At 67.5% G+C, this 20832-nt stretch carries 20 protein-coding genes; 10 read left to right on the forward strand and 10 right to left on the reverse strand.

Annotated features, from left to right (window positions below):
* The first annotated feature begins 372 nt into the window (after positions 1 to 372).
* A complete protein-coding gene (gene mepA, locus QW868_RS26325; protein WP_315735718.1) occupies positions 373 to 1314 on the forward strand; it encodes a penicillin-insensitive murein endopeptidase in 942 nt (313 codons plus the stop codon).
* A 175-nt stretch (positions 1315 to 1489) separates the two neighbouring features.
* Entirely contained in the window at positions 1490 to 2008 is a 519-nt protein-coding gene (locus QW868_RS26330; RefSeq protein ID WP_316231888.1) for a hypothetical protein, read from the forward strand.
* Positions 2009 to 2011: 3 nt separating this feature from the next.
* Here QW868_RS26330 and QW868_RS26335 read toward each other — a convergent pair whose 3' ends face one another.
* A complete protein-coding gene (locus tag QW868_RS26335) occupies positions 2012 to 3805 on the reverse strand; it encodes a potassium/proton antiporter (protein ID WP_316231889.1) in 1794 nt (597 codons plus the stop codon).
* Positions 3806 to 4014: 209 nt separating this feature from the next.
* On the opposite strand from QW868_RS26335, the gene QW868_RS26340 reads away from it, so the two are divergent.
* The 3 genes from QW868_RS26340 to QW868_RS26350 all read left to right on the forward strand — a co-directional run bounded on the left by QW868_RS26340 (position 4015) and on the right by QW868_RS26350 (position 7157).
* Entirely contained in the window at positions 4015 to 5334 is a 1320-nt protein-coding gene (locus tag QW868_RS26340) for a mechanosensitive ion channel family protein (RefSeq protein ID WP_315735015.1), read from the forward strand.
* 97 nt (positions 5335 to 5431) lie between these two features.
* On the forward strand, positions 5432 to 6256 hold the full coding sequence (gene map, locus QW868_RS26345; RefSeq protein ID WP_315773590.1) for a type I methionyl aminopeptidase: 825 nt from the start codon (positions 5432 to 5434) through the stop codon (positions 6254 to 6256).
* Between the two features lie 97 nt (positions 6257 to 6353).
* Complete coding sequence (locus tag QW868_RS26350) at positions 6354 to 7157, forward strand: intradiol ring-cleavage dioxygenase (RefSeq protein WP_316231901.1); 804 nt, start codon at positions 6354 to 6356, stop codon at positions 7155 to 7157.
* Here QW868_RS26350 and QW868_RS26355 read toward each other — a convergent pair whose 3' ends face one another.
* On the reverse strand, positions 7158 to 8348 hold the full coding sequence (locus QW868_RS26355; protein ID WP_316231890.1) for an MFS transporter: 1191 nt from the start codon (positions 8346 to 8348) through the stop codon (positions 7158 to 7160).
* Positions 8349 to 8533: 185 nt separating this feature from the next.
* A complete protein-coding gene (mddA, locus tag QW868_RS26360; RefSeq protein WP_316177513.1) occupies positions 8534 to 9313 on the reverse strand; it encodes a methanethiol S-methyltransferase in 780 nt (259 codons plus the stop codon).
* 146 nt (positions 9314 to 9459) lie between these two features.
* Between mddA and QW868_RS26365 the strand changes: the two genes are divergently transcribed.
* The 4 genes from QW868_RS26365 to QW868_RS26380 all read left to right on the forward strand — a co-directional run bounded on the left by QW868_RS26365 (position 9460) and on the right by QW868_RS26380 (position 12858).
* The gene (locus QW868_RS26365) at positions 9460 to 11010 is read left to right on the forward strand and encodes an alpha/beta fold hydrolase (RefSeq protein ID WP_316231891.1); all 1551 of its coding nucleotides are present in this window, start codon (positions 9460 to 9462) and stop codon (positions 11008 to 11010) included.
* A 33-nt stretch (positions 11011 to 11043) separates the two neighbouring features.
* Complete coding sequence (locus QW868_RS26370; protein WP_316231892.1) at positions 11044 to 11211, forward strand: hypothetical protein; 168 nt, start codon at positions 11044 to 11046, stop codon at positions 11209 to 11211.
* Between the two features lie 70 nt (positions 11212 to 11281).
* Positions 11282 to 11995: a RadC family protein gene (gene radC / locus QW868_RS26375; protein WP_316231902.1), complete on the forward strand. Its 714-nt coding sequence runs from the start codon at positions 11282 to 11284 to the stop codon at positions 11993 to 11995.
* Positions 11996 to 12144: 149 nt separating this feature from the next.
* Positions 12145 to 12858 (forward strand): hypothetical protein, encoded by a 714-nt coding sequence (locus tag QW868_RS26380; RefSeq protein WP_316231893.1) that lies wholly within the window; start codon positions 12145 to 12147, stop codon positions 12856 to 12858.
* Between the two features lie 11 nt (positions 12859 to 12869).
* Here the strand turns inward: QW868_RS26380 and QW868_RS26385 are convergent, their stop codons facing one another.
* A complete protein-coding gene (locus tag QW868_RS26385) occupies positions 12870 to 13730 on the reverse strand; it encodes a DMT family transporter (RefSeq protein ID WP_315753878.1) in 861 nt (286 codons plus the stop codon).
* A gap of 155 nt (positions 13731 to 13885) precedes the next feature.
* Here QW868_RS26385 and QW868_RS26390 point away from each other — a divergent pair, with 155 nt between their 5' ends.
* Entirely contained in the window at positions 13886 to 15292 is a 1407-nt protein-coding gene (locus QW868_RS26390) for a PLP-dependent aminotransferase family protein (RefSeq protein WP_316231894.1), read from the forward strand.
* Positions 15293 to 15295: 3 nt separating this feature from the next.
* Here the strand turns inward: QW868_RS26390 and QW868_RS26395 are convergent, their stop codons facing one another.
* From QW868_RS26395 to QW868_RS26420, 6 genes are all read right to left on the reverse strand, one after another.
* Positions 15296 to 15625 (reverse strand): hypothetical protein, encoded by a 330-nt coding sequence (locus QW868_RS26395; RefSeq protein WP_315715302.1) that lies wholly within the window; start codon positions 15623 to 15625, stop codon positions 15296 to 15298.
* Positions 15626 to 15732: 107 nt separating this feature from the next.
* On the reverse strand, positions 15733 to 17385 hold the full coding sequence (locus tag QW868_RS26400; protein WP_316231895.1) for a PAS-domain containing protein: 1653 nt from the start codon (positions 17383 to 17385) through the stop codon (positions 15733 to 15735).
* Between the two features lie 159 nt (positions 17386 to 17544).
* Positions 17545 to 18141 (reverse strand): AprI/Inh family metalloprotease inhibitor, encoded by a 597-nt coding sequence (locus QW868_RS26405; protein WP_315774075.1) that lies wholly within the window; start codon positions 18139 to 18141, stop codon positions 17545 to 17547.
* Between the two features lie 92 nt (positions 18142 to 18233).
* The gene (locus QW868_RS26410) at positions 18234 to 19217 is read right to left on the reverse strand and encodes a 2-hydroxyacid dehydrogenase (protein WP_315753887.1); all 984 of its coding nucleotides are present in this window, start codon (positions 19215 to 19217) and stop codon (positions 18234 to 18236) included.
* On the reverse strand, positions 19217 to 19945 hold the full coding sequence (locus tag QW868_RS26415) for an ABC transporter permease (RefSeq protein ID WP_410051328.1): 729 nt from the start codon (positions 19943 to 19945) through the stop codon (positions 19217 to 19219). Before QW868_RS26415 ends, QW868_RS26410 begins: the two co-directional genes overlap by 1 nt.
* An 83-nt stretch (positions 19946 to 20028) precedes the next feature.
* A complete protein-coding gene (locus tag QW868_RS26420; protein ID WP_315753889.1) occupies positions 20029 to 20829 on the reverse strand; it encodes an ABC transporter ATP-binding protein in 801 nt (266 codons plus the stop codon).
* Positions 20830 to 20832: the final 3 nt, after the last annotated feature.

A 20832-nucleotide genomic window follows, 5' to 3' on the forward strand; every position in this document is an offset into this window, starting at 1 on the left:
CGACGAGCAGTTTTCGGCCACGTTTCTGAAAAAATGGTATCTTGATGCGGGGCACGACAGCCACTGGTTACGGGAACAGGCAGACGCACTCGCGTATTTGGAGAGCTGAGACTTGCGCGGAGGATCAACCAAGGGCTGCGGTACAACCAGCGATAAGTGACGTCGGTTGCCGCAGACCAAAAAAGACCCGCATACCGTGCAATGGCCCCGCACGTGGTGTTCATTTACCGAACGAACTCACGCAATTGAGCCGTGTTCAGCCTGTTCCGCCAATCCGGCAGCAGGGTTAAAATCAGGTTAAAGTGGCTCGAATGCCTGACGTTGACGCAGAATTGGGCATCTCGACCGGTCGGCAGCCGCTACACTCGCTCCATGCATGTCCGCCTGATTCTGGTCGCCATCATCAGTTCGGCCGTCATTGCCGCGACGGCTCCGGCCCATGCCCAGGACAAGGGCAGCGTCGAGCCGAAGGCTCTGCCGCCCTTGGCGCATCCGGACGATCCGGATACACCGGCCAAGGAGCTGTTCGCCCGCAGGATCCTGCCGTCGGCGCAACCGACCAAGGTGATTGGAACCTATAATCGCGGCTGCATCGCCGGCGCCGAGCGAATGCCGATCAATGGCGAGGGCTGGCAGGTGATGCGGCTGTCGCGCAACCGCAATTTCGGCCATCCCAACCTGATCGCGCTGCTGAAACGGCTGGCGACCCGCGCGCACAAGGATGCCGGCTGGCCCGGCATCCTGGTCGGCGACATCAGCCAGCCGCGCGGCGGGCCAGCGCTGAGCGGCCATGCCAGCCATCAGATCGGGCTCGACGCCGACATCTGGCTGACGCCCATGCCCGACCATCGGCTGTCGCGCAACGAGCGCGAGGAGATGTCGGCGGTCATGATGGTGCGGCCCGATCGCCTCGACGTCGATCCGCGCGTGTTCACGAAGGGCCACCTCGCCGTGATCCGCACCGCCGCGCAGGAGCGGTCGGTGCAACGCATCTTCGTCAACGCTGCGATCAAGAAGGCGCTGTGCCGTGACGCTAGGGGGGACCGCAGCTGGCTCACCAAGGTGCGACCGTGGTGGGGTCACGACTATCATTTCCACATCCGCATGGTGTGCCCGCCGGGCAACCCGGACTGTCATGGCCAGACCGACCAGGAGGGCGGCGACGGCTGCGGCGACCTCGACTATTGGTTCTCGGACGCGGTGCTGCATCCGCCGCCGCCGAAAGAGCCGCCCAAGCCGCCGCAACCGATCACGATGGCGCAGCTGCCGCCTGGCTGCCGGGCGGTGCTGCATGCGCCGGACGCCAAGAATTGATGCGACCGAAAGCCGACACGACGAAGGAGTCGCAGGAGCGGCTGGATCGCTCTCGGATGACGGCGCTCGCACCGTGAGCGCGACGATCGAAGGGGATGACGGTCCCTCCACCTCCTGTTATCGCGGTATCGAAATGCCGCGGGTTGCTGCGCGGCGTAACGGTAGCGAGTCCGTCATGATCCTGATCCGTCCCGCCGTGACTGCCCTCCTCCTCACGCTGGCCGCCAGCACGGTCGCGCTCGCCGCCGAGCCGAGCGGCTGCGACAAGTTCAAATGGGACATCGCGCGCGAGCGTGCCGCCCTGACCGCAGCCGACCGCGAGAAGCTCGCATCGGGTGTGGAGGTCGCCACCATCCCTGCGACCGGCATCGTGCTGGAGCTGCGTCCGGCGGCTGAGGCCAAGCTGGCGGTGCCGCCGGAACGCGCGCCCAAGGACGGCACTTTCGCCGGCCTCGCGCGGATTACCGCGGCGCCCAAAGCCGGCGTGTACACGATCAGCCTATCAGCCGCGGCCTGGATCGACGTCGTGCAGGACGGCAAGATCCTCAAGCCGGCCGGCTTCAGCGGCGCCACCGATTGCGACGGCATCCGCAAGACCATGAAGTACGAGCTGGGATCGCAGCCCTTCGTGCTGCAGGTCAGCGGCGCGCCGGAGAATACGATCTCGATCGCCGTCCTGCCGGCGGCAGAATGACGCTCACACCCCCGCGACCGACGACCAGACACTGGCCAGCCTGCGCTTCATCCGCTCCTTGCGCGTCAGCACCGGCACATCCTCCTCGTCCTCCGGCAGGCGCAGGCCGACCACGTTGACGCGGCCGCCGGAGATCGAGCGAGCGACCAGCACGATGGTATCGAGCGCCACGGTCGCGCCTTCCCTCGGCGCGTTGTCGAGGTGAATGTCGAAATAGTCGGCGAGCGTCAGCTTGTCCTCGCCCTCGTCGAGCTTGACGCCATAGATGCCGGCGACCTCGTCGAGCGTATGCTCGGCCGAGACCATGAAGTCGCCGAGCAGATGCGGGTCGGGCGCCGCCGACGGCGGCATGTCGACGAAGAAACGGTCGAGCGACTCGGCCTTTTCCGGCGGTGCCAGCAGATAGAGATAGTCGCCCGGCGCGATCGGCTCGGCCTCGGGCGGCGACAGAATCTGCTCGTTGCGGATCACCAGCGTCGGCTTCGACCAGGACGGGATCAGGCCGCGGCGGAAGTACAGGCTCTTGGAGCGGATCGAATAGCCGACCAGCTGCTGCTCGAGCTGGCCGGGCAGATCGAGCTCGATGCGGCGTGGGCCCCGATCGGTGCGCGGCAGCGCCACGTGCAGCTTGCGTGCGGCCACGCCGAGCGTCCAGCCCTGCGCGAGCAGCGAGATGATCACGACCACGAACGCGACGTCGAAATAGAGATAGGCCTTGGACAGCCCGACCAGCAGCGGGATCGAGGCGAGGAAGATCGCGACCGCGCCGCGCAGGCCGGTCCAGGCGATGAACGCCTTCTCCCGCCAGTTGAAGCGGAACGGATAGAGGCAGAGAAACACCGCGACAGGTCGCGCCACCAGCATCAGCATCAGCGCAACAGCGATCGCCGGCAGCAGGCTGTCGAGCAGCCGCTGCGGCGACACCAGCAGCCCGAGCAGCACGAACATCACGATCTGGGCGAGCCAGGTCGCGGCATCGAGGAAGGTGACGACAGAGTTGTGCGCGCGGGTCGGCCGGTTGCCGACGATGAGGCCGGCGAGATAGACGGCGAGGAAGCCGGAGCCGTGGGCGATCTGCGCCATGCCGAAGATGACCAAAGCGGCCGTGGTCACGAACGGCGCGTGCAGGCCCTGCGGCAGCGCCACCCGGTTGAGGCCGATGACGACGAGGCGGCCGCCGACGATGCCGAACAGCGTGCCGAGCACCGCTTCGCGGACCAGCTCGAATGCGAAATGTCCGAACGAGCCCTGACCGACCGAGATCAGCTCGACCAGCATCAGCGTGAGGAACACCGCGAACGGATCGTTGCTGCCGGACTCCGCCTCCAGCGTGGCGCCGACGCGCGGGCGCAGCCGCAGGCCTTGGGCGTGCACCAGCAGGAACACGGCCGCGGCATCGGTCGAGGCGATGACGGCGCCGACCAGCATCGCCTCGGTCCAGCCGAGGTCGAGGGAATATTTCGCCACCGGCGCGGTGATGAACGCGGTCATCAGCACGCCCACGGTGGCGAGCACCATCGAGGGCGCCAGCACGGTGCGGATGCTCTGGAAGCGCGTGCGCAGGCCGCCGTCGAACAGGATCAGCGCCAGCGCGACGGAGCCGACCAGATAGGTGGTACGGACGTCCTGAAATTCGATATGACCAGGGCCGGAATCGCCCGCCAGCATACCGATGACCAGGAACACCAGCAGCAGCGGTGCGCCGAAGCGCAGCGCCAGCAGGCTCGACAGGATACCGGCCATAACGAGGACCGCACCGAGGAGGATGGCAATGCTGACGGCGTCGAGGGATGTCATGAAAAAACGCTGATGAATCCGAGTTTTACATCCTTATCGTCGCCACACTTGCACGCCAACCGGATTTGCTCCTATCGCGGCGATATGCCCATTTTTCCATCCTTGGCCGTGTTCGGGGTATATTTCGCGGCAATCGCCCGTGACGAAAACGAACTAAATCCCGCTGATCCCGCCAACCCGCGCCACTGTTCCCCTCCGAGACCCCGCTGATGGACCTCGACCTGAAAGACGTTCTCGAATTCCTGCAGACCGTTGGCCGCTCGATCGGCGCCGAGGTCACCTCGCCGTGGTTCTACCTTCAACTCGGGCTGGTGCTGAGCGGCGCCGGCATTGCCTTTGCCGCACGCGCCGCCGTGCGCGCGCGCATCGACATGACCTCGCTGGCGATGGGCTGGCCGGGCCCGCTGCGGCAGCTGCTACGGGTGCTGCTGGAGAGCGTCGCCACGGTCGTGTTCGTGATCCTGATGCGGATCGCCCGCACCGGCATGTTGCTGTGGACCTGGCCGAGCCGCAGCTACCTGCTCGCCGTCGCGCTCAAGCTGGCGCTGGCTTGGCTCGTGATCCGGCTGATCACCTCGGTGATCCGCAGCACCTTCATCGTGCAGATCGTGTCGATCTCGGCCTGGCTGGTCGCCGCGCTCAGCATCATCGGCCAGCTCGACAACGTGGTCGACGCGCTCGATTCCATCTCGGTCGTGCTCGGCGGCCTCAGGCTGACGCCGCTGCTGGTGATCAAGCTCGGCGTGCTGCTGCTCGCGGTGCTGTGGCTGACCAACATCGCCAGCAATTTCGTCGAGAGCCGCATCACCCGCTCGACCGACCTGACACCGTCCATCCAGGTGCTCTTGATTAAGATGGTCCGCATGGGCCTGATGATCCTCGGCGTCGCGATTGCGATCAGCGCGGTCGGCATCAACCTGTCGGCGCTCGCGATCTTCTCGGGCGCCGCCGGTGTCGGTATCGGCCTCGGCCTGCAGCGCATCGTCGCCAATTTCGTCGCCGGCATCATCCTGCTGGCCGACAAATCGGTGAAGCCGGGCGATCTCGTCACCATCGGCGACAGCTCGGGGCGCATCAGCGCGATGAACACGCGCTACATCTCGGTCGCCGCCGGCGACGGCCGCGAGTTCCTGATCCCGAACGAGGACCTTGTCACCCAGAAGGTGACCAACTGGACCTACACCGACAAGAACACGCTGGTGAAGGTCAATTTCGGCACCAACTACGACGCCGATCCCCGGGTCGTCTGCAAGCTCGCCACCGAGATCGCGGCCGAGACGCCGCGCACCTTGAAATCGAAGGCGCCGAACTGCCTGCTGACCGAGTTCACCGAGGCCGGCATGAAGTTCTCGCTGACCACATGGATCGCCGACCCCAGCTACATGGACAGCGTCAAGAGCGAGGTGATGCTGGCCCTGTGGGAGGCATTCAAGCGCGAGGGCATCAGGGTGCCGTATCCGGTGCGAGAGCTTCGCGTTCGCGGCGGTGCGCTGCCGGTGGAGACCACGCTGGAGGTGCCGACCGGCTAGGCGGCAGATCCGGCCGTGCACACCCGGCTTGCACCGGCCGGCACGATCATTAAATTAGGCGATCACCCCGCGACACCCCTGAGAACGAAACAGGCCCATGAACTATATCGAAGCGACCGACACCACTGCGCGCAAGAACGGCCAGATCAAGCTGCACGGCCCGAGCGGCTTTGCCGGCATGCGCAAGGCCGGCGCGCTGGTGTCGAGGTGCCTCGATGCGCTCACCGACATCGTCAAGCCGGGCGTGCCGACCTCGCGGATCGACGATTTCGTCCGCGACTTCGCCTTCAGCCACGGCGCCTATCCGGCGACGCTGATGTATCGCGGCTATCGCTACTCGACCTGCACGTCGATCAACCACGTGGTCTGCCACGGCATGCCGAACGACCGGCCGCTGAAGGAAGGCGACATCATCAATGTCGACGTCACCTTCATCGTCGACGGCTGGTACGGCGATTCTAGCCGCATGTATGGGATCGGCCCGATCGCGCGCAAGGCCGAGCGGCTGATCGAGGTCACCTACGAATCGATGATGCGCGGCATCGCCGCGGTGAAGCCCGGCGCCACCACCGGCGACATCGGCCATGCGATCCAGAGCTTCGTCGAGCCGCAGAGCATGAGCGTGGTGCGCGACTTCTGCGGCCATGGCCTCGGCCGGCTGTTCCACGACGAGCCGAACATCATCCATGTCGGCCGGCCCGGAGAGGGCGTGCTGCTCAAGCCCGGCATGTTCTTCACCATCGAGCCGATGATCAATCTCGGCAAGCCGCATGTGAAGATCCTGTCCGACGGCTGGACCGCGGTGACGCGGGACCGCTCGTTGTCGGCGCAGTTCGAGCATTCGGTCGGCGTCACCGCCGATGGCGTCGAGATCTTCACGCTGTCGGAGCGCCATGGCGAGAAGCCGCTGACGCAGGTGTGAGCGGGCTCCCTGGACGAATGGTCGCAGGGCGTCCGATTGTTGCCATGTCCGGCTGATCGACTGCCGGCTCCATCGCATGCGATTGCGGGAGGCAGCTCTGACCATCGCAACACGCCGTGGCGTTCTCGGCCTTCTCTCCGCGGGCGCAGCGCTGCTGACGCCGCCGGCGCGCGCCGCGTCGGAGACAGTTCCTGCATCGGCGAATGCCGACGATGCCTGCATCCTGACGCCGCAGTCGGAGTCGGGACCCTATTATCTCGATCCCAAGCTGGTGCGCGCCGAGATCGCCGAGGACCGGCCGGGCGTCCCGCTCAGGCTGCGCCTTCGCGTCATCGAGGCCGGCTCCTGCGCACCGATCCCGGGCGCACGGGTCGACGTCTGGCACTGCGACGCCCGTGGCATCTATTCGGGCTATCCCGGCCAGAGCGACAATCACAAGCTCGACCAGAGCGGCAAGACGTTCCTGCGCGGCACCCAGATGGCCGATGCCGCCGGCTGGGCCGGCTTCAGGACGATCTATCCCGGCTGGTATGCCGGCCGCGCCACCCACATCCACTTCAGGGTGTTTGTCGACGAGGCCACGGTGTTGACCGGACAGACCTTCTTTCCCGAGGCGCTGAACGAGTTCATCTACACCAACGTGCCCGACTACACCGGACGGCCTAAGCAGCGGCTCGTCATCAACGCCAACGACCGCGTCGCGACCGAGGCCGATCCCGATCACCGCGCGCATTGCGCGGTGAAGGAGGAGCGCGACCATTATCTCGCGACCCTGACGCTCGCGGTGGGCCGCAACCCGGCCGCCGCGGTCGAGATGCCCACCGGCAAGCTGCCGCCGGCGCCGTGGATCAAGGACCGGCTGGCGGCGCTGGTGCCCGGGCTGAGGCGCAGCCCGTTCTGATCAATTCGGCTCGGTGAACTGATAGGCCAGCGCGGCGAGCGGTAGCGCCATGCCGAATGCGGCGGCGGCCGTCCAGCCGCCATGCGCATAGGCCCACGCGCCAAGGCCCGACCCTGCTGCGCCCGCGACGAAGAAGGTGGTCATGTAGAGCCCGTTGAGTCGGCTGCGCTGGCCTGCGCCGAGCACGAACAGCACGCGATAGCCGAGAATGAGGCTGAGCTGCGCGCCGCAATCGATCGCGATGGCGGCGATCACCAGCGTGGCCAGCGACCCATTCGTTCCGAGCGGGACCGTCAGCGTCAGCGCGAAGCCGACCGCGCACAGCAGCATCGATGCGACCGTCGCCGGACGCGTCCAGCCGCGGTCGGCGATGCGGCCGGCGACCGGCGCCATGATCGCGCCGGCGACGCCGGCCAGCGCGAACAGGGCGATGCCGGTCTGCGACATCCGGAAATCGGACCCGGCCAGCAGCAGCGGGGACGTGGTCCAGAACACGCTGAAGCCGCCGAACAGCGCGGCCTGGTACAGCGCGCGGCGGCGCAGCGCCGGCGTGTCGCGATAGAGCTCGACCATCGAGCCGAGCAGCTGGCCATAGCTCAGCCGCGCCTGCGGCTCACGCGGCGGCAGGGCCAGGCGCAGCACGACGGCAAGGATCAGCATGGCGAGCGCCGAGGCCATATAGATGACGTGCCAGGAGGCATGGGCCGCGACGAAGCTCGCGAGCGGCCGTGCCAGCATGATGCCGAGCATCAGGCCGGTGGTGACATTGCCGACGGTGCGGCCGCGGATCGCCTCCGGCGCCATATGGCCGGCATACGGGATCAGGATCTGCACCGCGACCGAGCCGAAGCCGATCAGCAGCGCCGAGAGCAGGAATGTCGATGGGCTCGTCGCCAGGGCCGCACAGCCGAGTGCGGCGGCGCCGACGATGATGGTCGTGATGACGAGCTTGCGGTTCTCGATGAGGTCGCCGAGCGGCACCACGAACAAGAGACCTGCGCCGTAGCCGATCTGGCTCATCGTCACCAGCAGTCCCGCGAGCTGCGGCCGCAGCCCGAGGTCGGCGCTGATCGGCCCGATCAACGGCTGCGCGTAATAGATGTTGGCGACGATCAGCCCGCAGGAAAAGGCCAATAACAGCGTGATCCAGGCCGACAGCGAGTCGCCGGAATCGGACGTGATGGTGGTCAACGCGGCTCTCTCTCAGGCGGAAACGGCAGGCCATAGGGCCTTACGAGAACGGAGGCTGTCGAGCTGCGATTTTGCATCGCAGCAATCAAGCCCGACATAGGTCTTGAGGTCCCCCGCACCAATTCACGTCTACGTGGGCGCTGCATCGCCCAAGCCGGAGCAGAGGGAGCAGGCAATCGAGGCCGCTAGCGCATGCCACGCGCTGACGTTTCGGTCTCTTCGGTGCGCCGGCCGCCGATCAGCCGCGGCAGCAGCATCGGCACCCGCTGGCGGTAGCGCCGATAGCTCTCGCCGAACTCGACAATCAGGTCCCGCTCCTCGAGCTGCAGCCCGATCAGGATGTAGGCCGTGCTGAGGACCGCGAACAGCAAATGACCGACCGACATCTCCGGCGTGGCCCAGAACGCGAGCAGGAAGCCCAGCATCAGCGGGTGGCGCACCAGGCGATACAGCAGCGGGGTCTTGAACGGCTGCGCCGTCGCATCGGTGCCGCGGAGGGCGAGGACGGCCTGCCGCAGGCCGAACAGATCGAAATGATCGATCATGTAGGTCGAGCTGAGCGCGATGAGCCAGCCGAGCCAGTGGACGCCGGTCAGCACGGCCGCGGCGACGCCCTCGACGCGCCAGACCGGGATCGGGATCGGACGCCATTGCCAGAACAGCAGCAGCAGGATCACGCTGGACAGCAGCACATAGGTGCTACGCTCGGCCGCCGCCGGAATGATGCGCGTGAACCACCGTTTGAAGGCCGGACGCGCCATCACGCTGTGCTGGGCCGCAAACAGCGCCAGCAGCAGCACGTCGACGACGACGGCCTCGGTCACGGTGCTGGACTCGCCCACGTCGATCGACTTGGCCGTGAGATAGTTGTAATTGCCGACGAAACCGACCGCCCAGACGAACGACCCAAGAAAGACGGCATAGCTCGTGATGGCGTAGAGCATGATGAGGAGACGTCCGGACATGAATGTTTCCTTGTTGCATCGAGGACGGCATGGCCGTGATCGAGACGCCCGATCCTGGGATCGTTCACGTCCCGCGCGAGCCTGAGCCTTACCAATCGACCGTCCCCCGAGCGTCCCCCGGACGCAGCCATGCAGGTCGCACGACAATGGTTCAGTTCCGCGTCCGGACATTCGGCTTTCCCGAGCTGCATCGCGACGGCCAGCCATACCCGCTGTCGCTGCGCAAGGGCCTCGCTCTGCTGGTCTATCTGGCGGAGGCCAAGGGCCGCGTCGCGCGGGACGTTCTGGCGACGATGCTCTGGCCCGAGAGTTCCGAGGAGGTGGCGCGGGCGCGGCTGCGGCGCCTGCTGCACCGGCTCCAGCTCACGCTCGGCGACGGCTGCCTCACCATCGATCGCGCGACGATTCGGTGGGCGGCCGCGGTCGAGCTGGAGGTCGAATCCGGGCTGTTCGAAACGGCCTGCGACCGCGGCGAATTCGAGCTGGCCTGCCGCCTCTATGCAGGTGACTTCCTCGACGGCTTCACGCCCGGCGATTGTCCGCAGTTCGAGGAATGGGCCTTCTTCCGGCGCGAAGCCTTGCGCGGCCGGGCGGTCCAGGCGCTGGAGCGCTTGGTGCAGGACCGCAGCGCGGCCGGTGACCATGCCGCGGCGGCGGCCCACGCCCGGCGCCTCGTCGCGTTCGATCCGCTCAGCGAGGTCTATGGCCGCGCCCTGATCCGCAGCCTGCTGCTGGCCGGCGACCGCGCCGCCGCCGAGCGTCATCTCGACGCCCTGACACAGCGCCTGCGCGACGAGCTCGGCGTCTCCCCCGAACCGGATACGCTGGCGCTGCTGACGCAGGGCGTCGCGGCGCAAGGCGAGAGCGCGCCGCCGACGCGCTATATCCTGGGCGACGGCGTTCATCTGGCCTATCAGACCTACGGCACCGGTCCGCTGGACATTCTGCTGCTGCCCGGCTTCGTCTCGCATGTCGAGCGGATCTGGGAGGAGCCGCGCTGTCGGGCCTTGCTGTCCGCGCTCGCCAGAATCGGCCGTCTGATCCTGTTCGATCGCCGCGGCATCGGGCTCTCCGACCGGGTCGGTTTCAGCCCGAGCGTGGAGGCGACGGCGCGCGACATCGCGACCGTGCTCGACGCCGCCGGCAGCCGGCGCACGGTGCTGCTCGGCGCCTCCGAGGGCGGGCCGGCCTGCATCACCTTCGCGGCCGACCATCCCGAGCGAGTCGCCGGGCTGATCCTGTTCGCCTCGCTCGCCAAGGGCAGCGCGACATCAGACTATCCGCATGCGCTGCAGGCCGGCCAGTACAGCATCTGGCTGCGACAGCTCGTGGCCGAATGGGGCGGACCGGCGGGCATCGAGACGTTCGCACCGAGCCTGGCCGGCGATCCCCAGGCGCGAGCCTGGTGGGCCGGACTGCTTCGCGCGGCATCCAGCCCCGGCGCCATCAAGGGCCTGCTCGAAGCCTTCAGGGATATGGACGTCCGCCACCTGCTCGCCCGGGTCTCTGCGCCGACCCTGGTGCTGCACCGTCGCCATGATCGCGCCGTGCTCGTCGGGGCCGGGCGGCATCTCGCCAGCCATATCCGCCGCGCGCGCTTCGTCGAGTTCGACGGCGCCGACCATTGGATGTTCGCCGGCGACCAGAGGCCGGTCCTCGCCAGCATCGAAGCCTTCATCGGCAGTCTGCAGCCATAAGCAGGATCGCCCGGACGAGATGGACGTCGTCCGGTGCTGCTCACGCTCGTGATCCTGTTCGGCCTCGGGCGGCTGCTGTTCTGGCTCGGCTATGCCAGGGGCGCGGCGGGCCGCGCCTTCGGCGTTGCGCTCACCTTCCACCCCACAGCGTTTCCGCTCATCATCGGCCTCATCCTCGTGCTGACCGGGCGCGCGGCCTAGCAAGGCGCGCCCTGCGGCGCGCGAGCACTTCGAGGTTGCAAAAATGCGGCATCACGGCATGCTGACGCCGATGCCCGAGAAAGCCCCTCCTCCCAACGATACGCCGCCGGACACGCCGCACTATCACGGCCACCGGCAGCGGCTGCGCGAGCGCTTCCACAGCGCCGGCCCCGACGCGCTCAACGACTACGAGCTGCTGGAGATGGTGCTGTTCGCCGCGCTGCCGCGGCGAGACGTCAAGCCGCTGGCGAAGGCGCTGCTGAAGACGTTCGGATCGTTCGCCGAGGTGATCCACGCGCCGGAGCCGCGGCTGCGCGAGATCGACGGCGTCGGCGACGCCTCGATCACCCAGCTCAAGCTGATCGCCGCCGCCGCGCACCGCATCGCCAAGGGCGAGGTGCGGCAGAAGCACGCGCTGGCGTCATGGCAGGACGTCATCGCCTATTGCCGCACCAGCATGGCGTTCGCCGACAAGGAGCAGTTCAGGCTGTTGTTTCTCGACAAGCGCAACCAGCTGATCGCCGACGAGGTGCAGCAGACCGGCACCGTCGATCACACGCCGGTCTATCCGCGCGAGGTGATCAAGCGCGCGCTCGAATTGTCGGCCACTGCGATCATCCTGGTGCACAACCATCCTTCGGGCGATCCGACGCCGTCGCAGGCCGACATCCGGATGACCAAGACGATCGTGGAGATCGCCAAGCCGCTCGGCATCACGGTTCACGATCACATCATCGTCGGCAAGAACGGCCACACCAGCCTGAAGAGCATCGGGGTGATGTGAAGGCGCGACGCCGACGAGACGACGCATGCAGCGTGCCGCGGTCGGAGCCGCCAAAAGATCGCCGCGGGATAGACGAAACGTCGGGGCGCGTTGAACCGGCCGTCTTCCCACGTCGGCTAATGCTGGCGAAGCGTGGAGAGGAATGACGGATGCGCGCGGCCTTCATCGGACTGATCCTCGGCGTCCTGACCGTCACGGCGGCGGCTGCCTACGACGCCAACGATCCCGCCAATTGCAATGGCATCGGCTGGGACGATGCGCGGCCGCTCGTCGTCGCCAAAGTGAGCGGCCAGCCGCGCGTGAATTTCGTCAAGAGCCCCTATGACGATGACTTCAAGGCCGCAGGCTGTCCCGCTGCGACCGACGCCTGCCGGAAGAAGGCGTACCTCGTCGGCGACGACCTCGTGCTGGTCGGCAGGACCCACGGCGATTTCGTCTGCGTCAGCTACCAGGCGCCGCGTGCGAAGGCCCAGATCTGGACCACCGGCTGGCTGCCGCGCGCAGCCCTCACCACCGTCGCGCCGATGGCCGCGCCGGCAATGTCCGACTGGGCCGGAAGCTGGGAGCATCCGGGAGGGGGACTGACGATCAAGAAAGCGGCCGGCAACCGGCTCAGGATCGAAGGCGATCAGGTGCTGCCGGCCGGTCGCGAGTTGCGTAACGGATCGCTCGGCGCGACGGCAGAACCCAAGGGCGGCCTCATCGCCTTCGTCGACGACGGCAGCACGCCGTTCGATCGGCCGAATGCCGGCGACGAGTGCCGCGTGCGTCTGCAGCGCATCGGCGCGCTTTTGCTGGTCGAGGACAACAATGATTGCGGCGGTGCCGGCGTCAGCTTCACCGGACTCTATCACCGCAAATAGCCGCTGACGGCTTACGCCCAACGGCGCGCCATCGCCACACAGACGACGACGATTCCGGCTGCGGCGATCATCGTGGCCGACACCGGCTCATGCAGCAGCAGGCTCGCGAAACCGAGGCCGAGGAAGGGCTGCAGCAATTGCAGCTGGCCCACCGTCGCAGTGCCGCCGCGCGCGAGCCCGCGGTACCAGAAGGCGAAGCCGATGAACATGCTGAAGACGGAGACATAGGCGAGGCCCAGCCACGCCGCGGCCGTGATGTCATGTGACGCGCCGGGTAGCGTCAGCACCGCCATCGACAGCATCAGCGGTGCGGACAACAGCAGCGCCCACGAGATCACCTGCCAGCCGCCGAGCCGGCGCGTGAGCATGGCGCCCTCGGCATAGCCCAGGCCGCAGACGATGATCGCGGCGATCATGGCGAGATCGCCGATCGGCGCCGCGACGCCGTCCTGCGACAGGGCGAAGCCCGAGACCGCCGCAGCGCCAAGGGCTGCGAACAGCCAGAACAACGGCCGCGGCCGCTCGCCGCCGCGCAGCACGCCGAACAAGGCGGTCGACAGCGGCAGCAGACCGACGAACACGATCGCATGGGCCGAGGTGATGTGCTGGAGCGCGAGCGCCGTGAGCAGCGGAAAGCCGATGACCACACCGAGCGATACGATCCCGAGCGACACCAGATCACGCCGGCCGGGCAGCGGCTGCCGCAACAGCAAAAGACAAAGCGCAGCCAGCACGGCCGCGAGCGTCGCGCGTGCGCCCGTCAGGAACAGCGGCGCAAAACCCTCCAGCGCCGCCCGCGTGGCCGGCAGCGAGCCGCTGAAGATCGTCATGCCGACGATGCCGCTCCCCCAACCTTCGATCGATCCCTTCATGCACGGCTCCTCCTCGCAGATCCCTTAGCCGGATCGGGCTTGTTGCGGCAGTCACAGACCGATACAATTTCGACATTCTGTACTGATGCAGGAGGCAATACACTTTGGAATCAAGGACGCTCGAGTCCCGCCGAGACGGCACGCGGACCACCGCCGTGGTCGATGCGATCCGGCAGCGTCTGGCGACGCGCGCGCTCGACGTCGGCCAGCGCCTGCCGTCGATCCGCGCCTTCGCCGCGGCAATGGGCGTCTCGCCGGCCACCGTCGTCGAGGCCTATGACCGGCTCGCCGCCGAAGGGGTCATTCGGGCCCGGCGCGGCTCCGGCTTCTATGTCGCCGACACGGCGCTGCCGCCGTTGGCCCTCGCCGATCGCGAGCCGCACCGGCCGCGCGCGGTCGATCCGTTCTGGGTGTCGCGGCAGTCGCTCGACGCCGGGCCGGGAACGCTGACGCCCGGCTGCGGCTGGCTGCCGGCCGAGTGGATGCCGCAGGACGCGCTGCGGCGCGCGGTCCGCGCGCTGGCGCGCGGCGGCGGCCCAGTGCTGAGCGACTACGGCGCGGCGCGAGGATCGGCGGCGCTACGACGGCTGCTGCAGGGCCGCCTTGCCGGCCTCGGCATCGACGCGTTCAGCGAGCAGCTGGTGCTGACCTCGTCCGGCACGCAGGGGATCGACCTGATCTGCCGCATGCTGCTGCGTCCCGGCGACGCCGTGCTCGTCGACGATCCCTGCTACTTCAATTTCCTGGCGTTGCTGCGCGCGCATCAGGCGCGGATCGTCAGCGTGCCGATGACGCCGGGCGGACCCGACGTCGCGCGGTTCGAGGCGATGCTCGCAGCCGAGCACCCGCGGCTCTACATCACCAATTCCGGCCTGCACAATCCGACCGGCGCGACGCTGTCGCTGCAGACGGCGCACCGGCTGCTCAACGCCGCGGCGGCGCATGACACGATCATCGTCGAGGACGACATCTACGGCGATTTCGAACCCGAGCCGTCGCCGCGGCTCGCCGCACTCGACGGGCTGACGCGGGTGATCCTGGTCGGCAGCTTCTCCAAGACGCTGTCGGCCTCGGTGCGCTGCGGCTACATCGCCGCGCGCGCCGACTGGATCGAGCCCCTGATCGATCTGCAGATCGCGACCGGCTTCGGCGGCCCCGGACAGTTCGCCGCGGAGACACTGACCCAGGTGCTGACCAGCGGCAGCTACCGCAAGCACATCGAGGAGCTGCGCGCTCGGCTTGCGCGGGCGCGGCCGCGCGTGGCAGCACGGCTGCAGCGCATTGGCATCGCGCCCTGGCTGATGCCGCGCGGCGGCTTTCATCTGTGGTGCAGGTTGCCGGACGGCTGCACGGCGATCGAGGTGGCCCAGGCCGCGCTCGAGGAACATGTGGTGCTCGCGCCCGGCGACGTCTTCAGCGCGGCGCAATCCGCCGCGACGATGATGCGCTTCAACGTCGCGCATTGCGAGGATCCGCGCGTCATCCACGCGCTGGAGCGCGCGACCAAGCCACCGGCCGCGCGTTCATCGCGCCGCCAGGCGGCCAATTCGGCCGACGGATAAGGCTTAGTAGCAGTAGCGCGGGTGTGCGCGGACCCATGACCCGTCGCCGCGTTGCAAATAGCAGCCATTGCGATAGGAATAATAACCGCCACGACGGCGCTCGCCATCGGCCGCGATCGCAGCTCCGGTGCCGGCCCCGATCACGGCGCCGATCGCAGCGCCCCGGCCACCGCCGATCGCGCCGCCCAGGATCGCTCCGCCGGCGCCGCCGAGGATCGCTCCGCCGAGCACGTCCTGCGCGGCAGCCTGATGCACCGGCGCGACGACGGCGAGCGTGAGCAGCGCCGCAGCGCCAAGGCGGGTAGCAAAGGGAATCCCCAGACGTCGGATCATGGACAGGCCTCCGTTCCGGGCACGCTAGTCCGCCCGGCGTGGCCGTTCTTGATGCAGATCAAGGCGACGTCAAGGCAGGGCAATCCAAGGCCTTGCCACGTGGCGCATCATGCCGCCACGCGCTGATCCTGCGTGCGGTCCTCGATGATGCTGAGCAGATATTTCGGCTCGCCCTCGCCGATCGAGACCGGCAGCCGGCGCACGACGATGTCGCGCGGACCATTTCCGGGTGTGAGGATGCTATGGGCTCGCGGCTCATCGTCGCCGCGCCCTGCGAGCTGTTCGCGGGCGGCTTCCTCGAGGATTGCGCCGGTCGGCGCGGAGAACAGTTCGCCCGGCGTGCGGCCGATGATGTCGGTGCGAGGCACGCCGAACAGACGCTCGGCGGCGCGATTGACGAACATGTAGCGCAGCGACTGCGCATCCTTGGCCAGCACCGCCTGCGGGATGTTCTCCAGCAATGCGGCGAGGAAATATTCGGCGCGCGCGAGCTTGCGCTCGGCACGGCGCTGCGCGGTGAAATCCTCGTGCGTCGCGATCCAGCCGCCGCCGTCCATCGGCCGCTCCGAGATGCGGATGATGCGGCCGTCGGCGAGCTCGACCTCAACGATCTCCGCCCTTCGCTCCTTCATGCGCTCCCGCAGCGCGGCGAGGAACTCCGACGGCTTCTCACGCAGCAGGCCGAGCTTGGCGCGGTGCGCGAGGATCTCGCGCACATGTGCACCGGGCTTCGCAACCGAGGCAGGAACGCCGTACAGCTCGCGGTACTGCTCGTTGACCATCAGCACGTAGCCGAAGCTGTCGAGCATGATCAGGCCCTGGGCCATGTTGGCGACCGCGGCATCCAGACGCTGCTGGTTGCTGAGCGCGCCCTGCTCCAGCCGCTCGTGCTCGCGCAGGATGTCGGCGTGCTGGCGCTCGATCTCGACCTCGTGCTGCTCGAGCTCCTGAATCCGGAAGGCGCCGTTCTGGAAAGTCTCCACCGCATGCGCGACCCGTCCGATCTCGTCATGGCGCCGCGCATGGGGAATCTTGAGCTTGATGCGGCCGGCGGCGATGCGGTCGGTGACGCGGGCGATGTCCAGCAGCGGCATCAGCACGCCCCAGCGCAGCGCCAGCGCCGCGGCCGCGATCAGCACGATGATCACCGCCCCGAGCGCGCCCAGATAGAACGCGGCCATGCCGCGCGCGTCGGCCGCCTCGCCGAGCTCGCGGGTGCGGTCGGCATAGAGCCGCGACAATTTCTCGAGGTCCTCGTTGAGCGCGGTGCGCACCGCGCGATTCTCGTCATTGTCGCCGAGCTCGCGCGCCGCCGACGATCCGACCGAGATCGTCTGCCGCGCCATCTCGGTGCGGAATGCGACGAACTGATCGATCCGCTTCCTGAACGGGGCGAACAGCGCGGCGTCGTCATCGGTGACCCGGCTTTCCCATTCGTCGACCACCTTGCTCAGCTGCGCAATCTTCGCAAGCTGCGAGTCGGCGTAGCGCCGCGCGACGGTGCGGTCCAACGACATGTAGATGCCGCGCGATTCCATCACGACCGCGTAGATCAGCGCGTTGGTGCGCTCGATGTTGCGGGCCGCAATGGAAAGCGCTTCGAGCCGGTCGTAGAACAGGCGCTGCTCGCGCAGCGCCGACAGCGCGCCCAGTGTCGACAGCATCACCAGGACGGCGAACGCGGCCGCAGCCGCAGAGATCTTGTCGTTGAGGCTGAACGACGGCAGCGACCTGTTGAACCGGCGCAACAACTCACGCATGACGGGCCCCCTCGATGGAATGCAACCATCAGACGCAAGATGCGTAAACAACAAGTTCCAATTGGTGGAACAGGCACGTAACCGACCGTTAACCAAATCCGATGCCGGAAGAGGCTTGCCCGACGCGCGGCAAGGGCGCTCAACGGCGCGCGTCTCGCCCTACTGCCTGAGCATGATCAGCGGATTGGCGCTGTCGGGCACCAGCCGCCACTGCGCATTGTCGTCCGCCTCGAACCGCCAGGTCTCGCCGCGATCCGACATCAGCATCATCTGGCCGTGCTCGAGCCGCCACTGGCTCGGCGCGAACGCTGCGATGGCGGCGTCGCATTTCGGCTTCACGAACACCTGGAAATTGTCGTGGCCGGCGTCGTTGTTGGTCAGCACCAGGCTGCAGATCGTGGCGCCATTGCCGCGGACCATGGCCCAGTCGCCGATCATCTGGTCCATGGATTTCGCCAGCGACCGCGCCGCCGCCAGGTTCTGCAGGATGTAGACGCCTTCGCCCTGGCGCAGGCCCTCGAAGATGCCGGCCTCGACCTCGGTGAAGTCGATCACCGCCTCGCCATTGGCGGCCTGGAGACTGACGATGTCGAGGCCCTTCACGTTCCAGCCGGCGATGTCCTTGGTGAAGGGCAGCGCGGCGGCGCAGCCCGGCTCCAGCTCGAGCTTCTGCCCACGCGGCGCCGCGTCCGGCTTCAAGGTCACGACGCAGGTCTTGCTGCGCTCAGTGGTCGCAAGCTCCCACTGCCCGATCATCGCTTTCTTCAGGCCGGCGGCGTCCTGCGCAACGGCAGGGACGCCCGCCACTGACGACAGCAGCGCGATCAGCATTGGGAGCGAACGTTTCATCAGCGGCCTTTCACCGGCGTTTCCGGAACGGGCGTCAGCGGCGGCTTGCCGGCAAACCAGACCTTGAGATTGTCGACCACCAGCTGATCCATCGCGTTGCGCGTTACGATGGCAGCCGAGCCGATGTGTGGCAGCAGCACGACATTGTCCATCGCCTTGAGCTCGTCGGGCACCGCCGGCTCCTTCTCGAACACGTCGAGGCCGGCCGCGAGAATCGCGCCGGATTTCAGCGCCTCGACCAAAGCCTGCTCGTCGATCACCGAGCCGCGGGCGACGTTGACGACGACGCCGCGCGGTCCGAGCGCCTTCAGCACCTCGGCATTGACGATCCTGTTGGTGCCGGCGCCGCCGGGCACGATCACGATGAGCGTGTCGACGTCCTTCGCCATCGCGAGCAGGTCGGGATAGTGCTTGTTGGCGACACCGGCCGCCGGATTGCGCGAGTGATAGACGACGGGGACCAGCGAGGCTTCGAGTCGGCGCGCGATCGCCTGGCCGATGCGGCCCATGCCGACCATGCCGACAGTGCGGTCGCGCAGCGAGCCGACGCTGAGCGGATAGGGCTTCGACGTCCACTCGCCGGAGCGCACGAAGCGGTCGGCCTTGATGAACTCGCGGCAGGTGGCGATCAACAGGCCCATCGCGACGTCGGCGACCTCCTCGGTCAGGACATCGGGCGTGTTGGTGACGATGATGCCGTGCTGACCGGCATGGGCGGCCGCGATGTGGTCATAGCCGACGCCGAAGCTTGCGATCATCTCCAGCTTCGGCAGCATCGCCATCACGGCGGCATCGGTCTTCACGGTGTGGAAGGTCACCGCGACGCCGCGGATCCGCCCTTTCACGTCCGCTGGCAGCGCTTCGAGATCGGCCTGTGTCGTCGCATGGTGCACGGTGAAGCTGTCCGGGAAACCCTTTTCCAGGATCGGCCGCAGCGGCCCATAGATCAGAACATCGATCTTGTCAGACGAAGTGGCCGCCATCAGTTGTCCTTTCCAAGAGCACTTTCGTGCCAGCGCCGCAAAACGAGGTGCGAAACTAGCGCCAGCAAGCCATAGATGACAATCCCGGCGACCGACAGCAGCACCAGCGCGGCGAACATGCGGGGTATGTTGAGACGATAGCCGGATTCTGCGATGCGATAGGCGAGGCCTGATCCCGCGCCGGCGCTGCCGGCGGCGATCTCGGCGACGACGGCGCCGATCAGCGACAGGCCGCCGGCGATGCGCAGACCGCCGAGAATATAGGGCAGAGCGGCGGGCAATTTCAGATGGCGCAAGGTCTGCCAGCGCGAGGCGCCGTAGAGCTGGAACAGGCCGGCGAGATTGCGATCGACCGAGTTGAGCCCGAGCGCGGTGTTGGACAGCACGGGGAAGAAGCCGACGATCCAGGCGCACACGACCACCGCGGTCTGCTGCGGCAGATAGATCAGGAGCAGCGGCGCGACCGCGATCACCGGCGTCACCTGCAGCACCACGGCATAGGGAAACAACGCCCATTCCAGCCATCTCGACTGGTTGAACAGCAGCGCCAGCGCGATGCCGCCGAGCGCGGCGGCGATGAAGCCTTCGAGCGTGGTGACCAGTGTCGTCAGCAGCGACTGCGCCAGAATGTCCCAGTCGGCAACCAAGGTCTTCAGGATCAGCAGCGGCCCCGGCAGCACATAAGGCTGGATGCCGTTGACGCGCACCACCAACTCCCACGCCGTCATCGCTGCGACGAAAACCAAGGCCGGAAAGGCGAGGCTCGCCAGCCGCGCTGCCGCGACGAACGTTCTCTGCTCTCGTACGCCGCTCACAGCGCATGCACTCCGGTGTAGGCCGGCGCCAACGCGTCCGAGACGCGGCGGCAGTATGCGGCGTAATCCGGCGAGGCGCGGAACGCATCATCGCGCGCGTCGACGTCGATCCGGATCTCGGCGCTGAGCCGGCCGGGCCGCGCCGTCATCACCAGGACGCGCTGCGACAGGTAGACCGACTCGAACACCGAATGGGTGACGAACAGGACGGTCATGTTCAGGCTGCGCCACAGCGCCAGCAGGTCGTTGTTGAGGCGGAAGCGCGTGATCTCGTCGAGGGCCGCGAACGGCTCGTCCATCAGCAGGATGTCGGGCCGTGTCACCAGCGCTCGCGCCAGCGAGGCGCGCATCTTCATGCCGCCGGACAATTCGCGCGGGAATGCATCGGCAAAATCCGACAGGCCGACCTGCGCCAAGGCGGCATCGATCCGCGGCCGTGCCTCCGTGGCCGGGACATGCGCAAGCTTCAACGGCAAGCCGACATTGTCGCGCACGCTGGTCCAGGGCATCAAGGTCGGCTCCTGGAACACGAAGCCGATGCGATGGCCCGGATGCGTCTCGGACGCGGACGCCGCGACGTCGACCGTACCGCCGCTCGGGCTCGCAAGCCCGGCGATCAACCGCAGCGCCGTCGACTTGCCGCAGCCGGAGGGGCCGAGCAGCGAGACGAACTCGCCTTTGGAAATCGTCAGATCGATCGGCCCCAGCGCGGCGACGCCGGACTCGTACACCTTGGTGACGCCGCGCAGGCGTACCGCGGTCGCAACGGCGCGCTCGGACGAAGGGGGTGAACTCATGTG

The organism is Bradyrhizobium sp. SZCCHNR1051 (genome assembly GCF_032489615.1).
In the GTDB taxonomy this organism is placed as follows: domain Bacteria; phylum Pseudomonadota; class Alphaproteobacteria; order Rhizobiales; family Xanthobacteraceae; genus Bradyrhizobium.

Bases quoted from the DNA above. Each gene is read 5' to 3' on its own strand.
- QW868_RS26380 (WP_316231893.1), top strand. From the start codon at position 12,145: ATGCGCGCGGCCTTCATCGGACTGATCCTCGGCGTCCTGACCGTCACG.
- QW868_RS26365 (WP_316231891.1), top strand. From the start codon at position 9,460: ATGGTTCAGTTCCGCGTCCGGACATTCGGCTTTCCCGAGCTGCATCGC.
- map (WP_315773590.1), top strand. From the start codon at position 5,432: ATGAACTATATCGAAGCGACCGACACCACTGCGCGCAAGAACGGCCAG.
- mepA (WP_315735718.1), top strand. From the start codon at position 373: ATGCATGTCCGCCTGATTCTGGTCGCCATCATCAGTTCGGCCGTCATT.
- radC (WP_316231902.1), top strand. From the start codon at position 11,282: ATGCCCGAGAAAGCCCCTCCTCCCAACGATACGCCGCCGGACACGCCG.
- QW868_RS26395 (WP_315715302.1), bottom strand. From the start codon at position 15,625: ATGATCCGACGTCTGGGGATTCCCTTTGCTACCCGCCTTGGCGCTGCG.
- QW868_RS26415 (WP_410051328.1), bottom strand. From the start codon at position 19,945: ATGACGGCGTGGGAGTTGGTGGTGCGCGTCAACGGCATCCAGCCTTAT.
- QW868_RS26385 (WP_315753878.1), bottom strand. From the start codon at position 13,730: ATGAAGGGATCGATCGAAGGTTGGGGGAGCGGCATCGTCGGCATGACG.
- QW868_RS26335 (WP_316231889.1), bottom strand. From the start codon at position 3,805: ATGACATCCCTCGACGCCGTCAGCATTGCCATCCTCCTCGGTGCGGTC.
- QW868_RS26330 (WP_316231888.1), top strand. From the start codon at position 1,490: ATGATCCTGATCCGTCCCGCCGTGACTGCCCTCCTCCTCACGCTGGCC.
- QW868_RS26410 (WP_315753887.1), bottom strand. From the start codon at position 19,217: ATGGCGGCCACTTCGTCTGACAAGATCGATGTTCTGATCTATGGGCCG.
- QW868_RS26400 (WP_316231895.1), bottom strand. From the start codon at position 17,385: ATGCGTGAGTTGTTGCGCCGGTTCAACAGGTCGCTGCCGTCGTTCAGC.
- QW868_RS26420 (WP_315753889.1), bottom strand. From the start codon at position 20,829: ATGAGTTCACCCCCTTCGTCCGAGCGCGCCGTTGCGACCGCGGTACGC.
- QW868_RS26405 (WP_315774075.1), bottom strand. From the start codon at position 18,141: ATGATCGGGCAGTGGGAGCTTGCGACCACTGAGCGCAGCAAGACCTGC.
- QW868_RS26340 (WP_315735015.1), top strand. From the start codon at position 4,015: ATGGACCTCGACCTGAAAGACGTTCTCGAATTCCTGCAGACCGTTGGC.
- mddA (WP_316177513.1), bottom strand. From the start codon at position 9,313: ATGTCCGGACGTCTCCTCATCATGCTCTACGCCATCACGAGCTATGCC.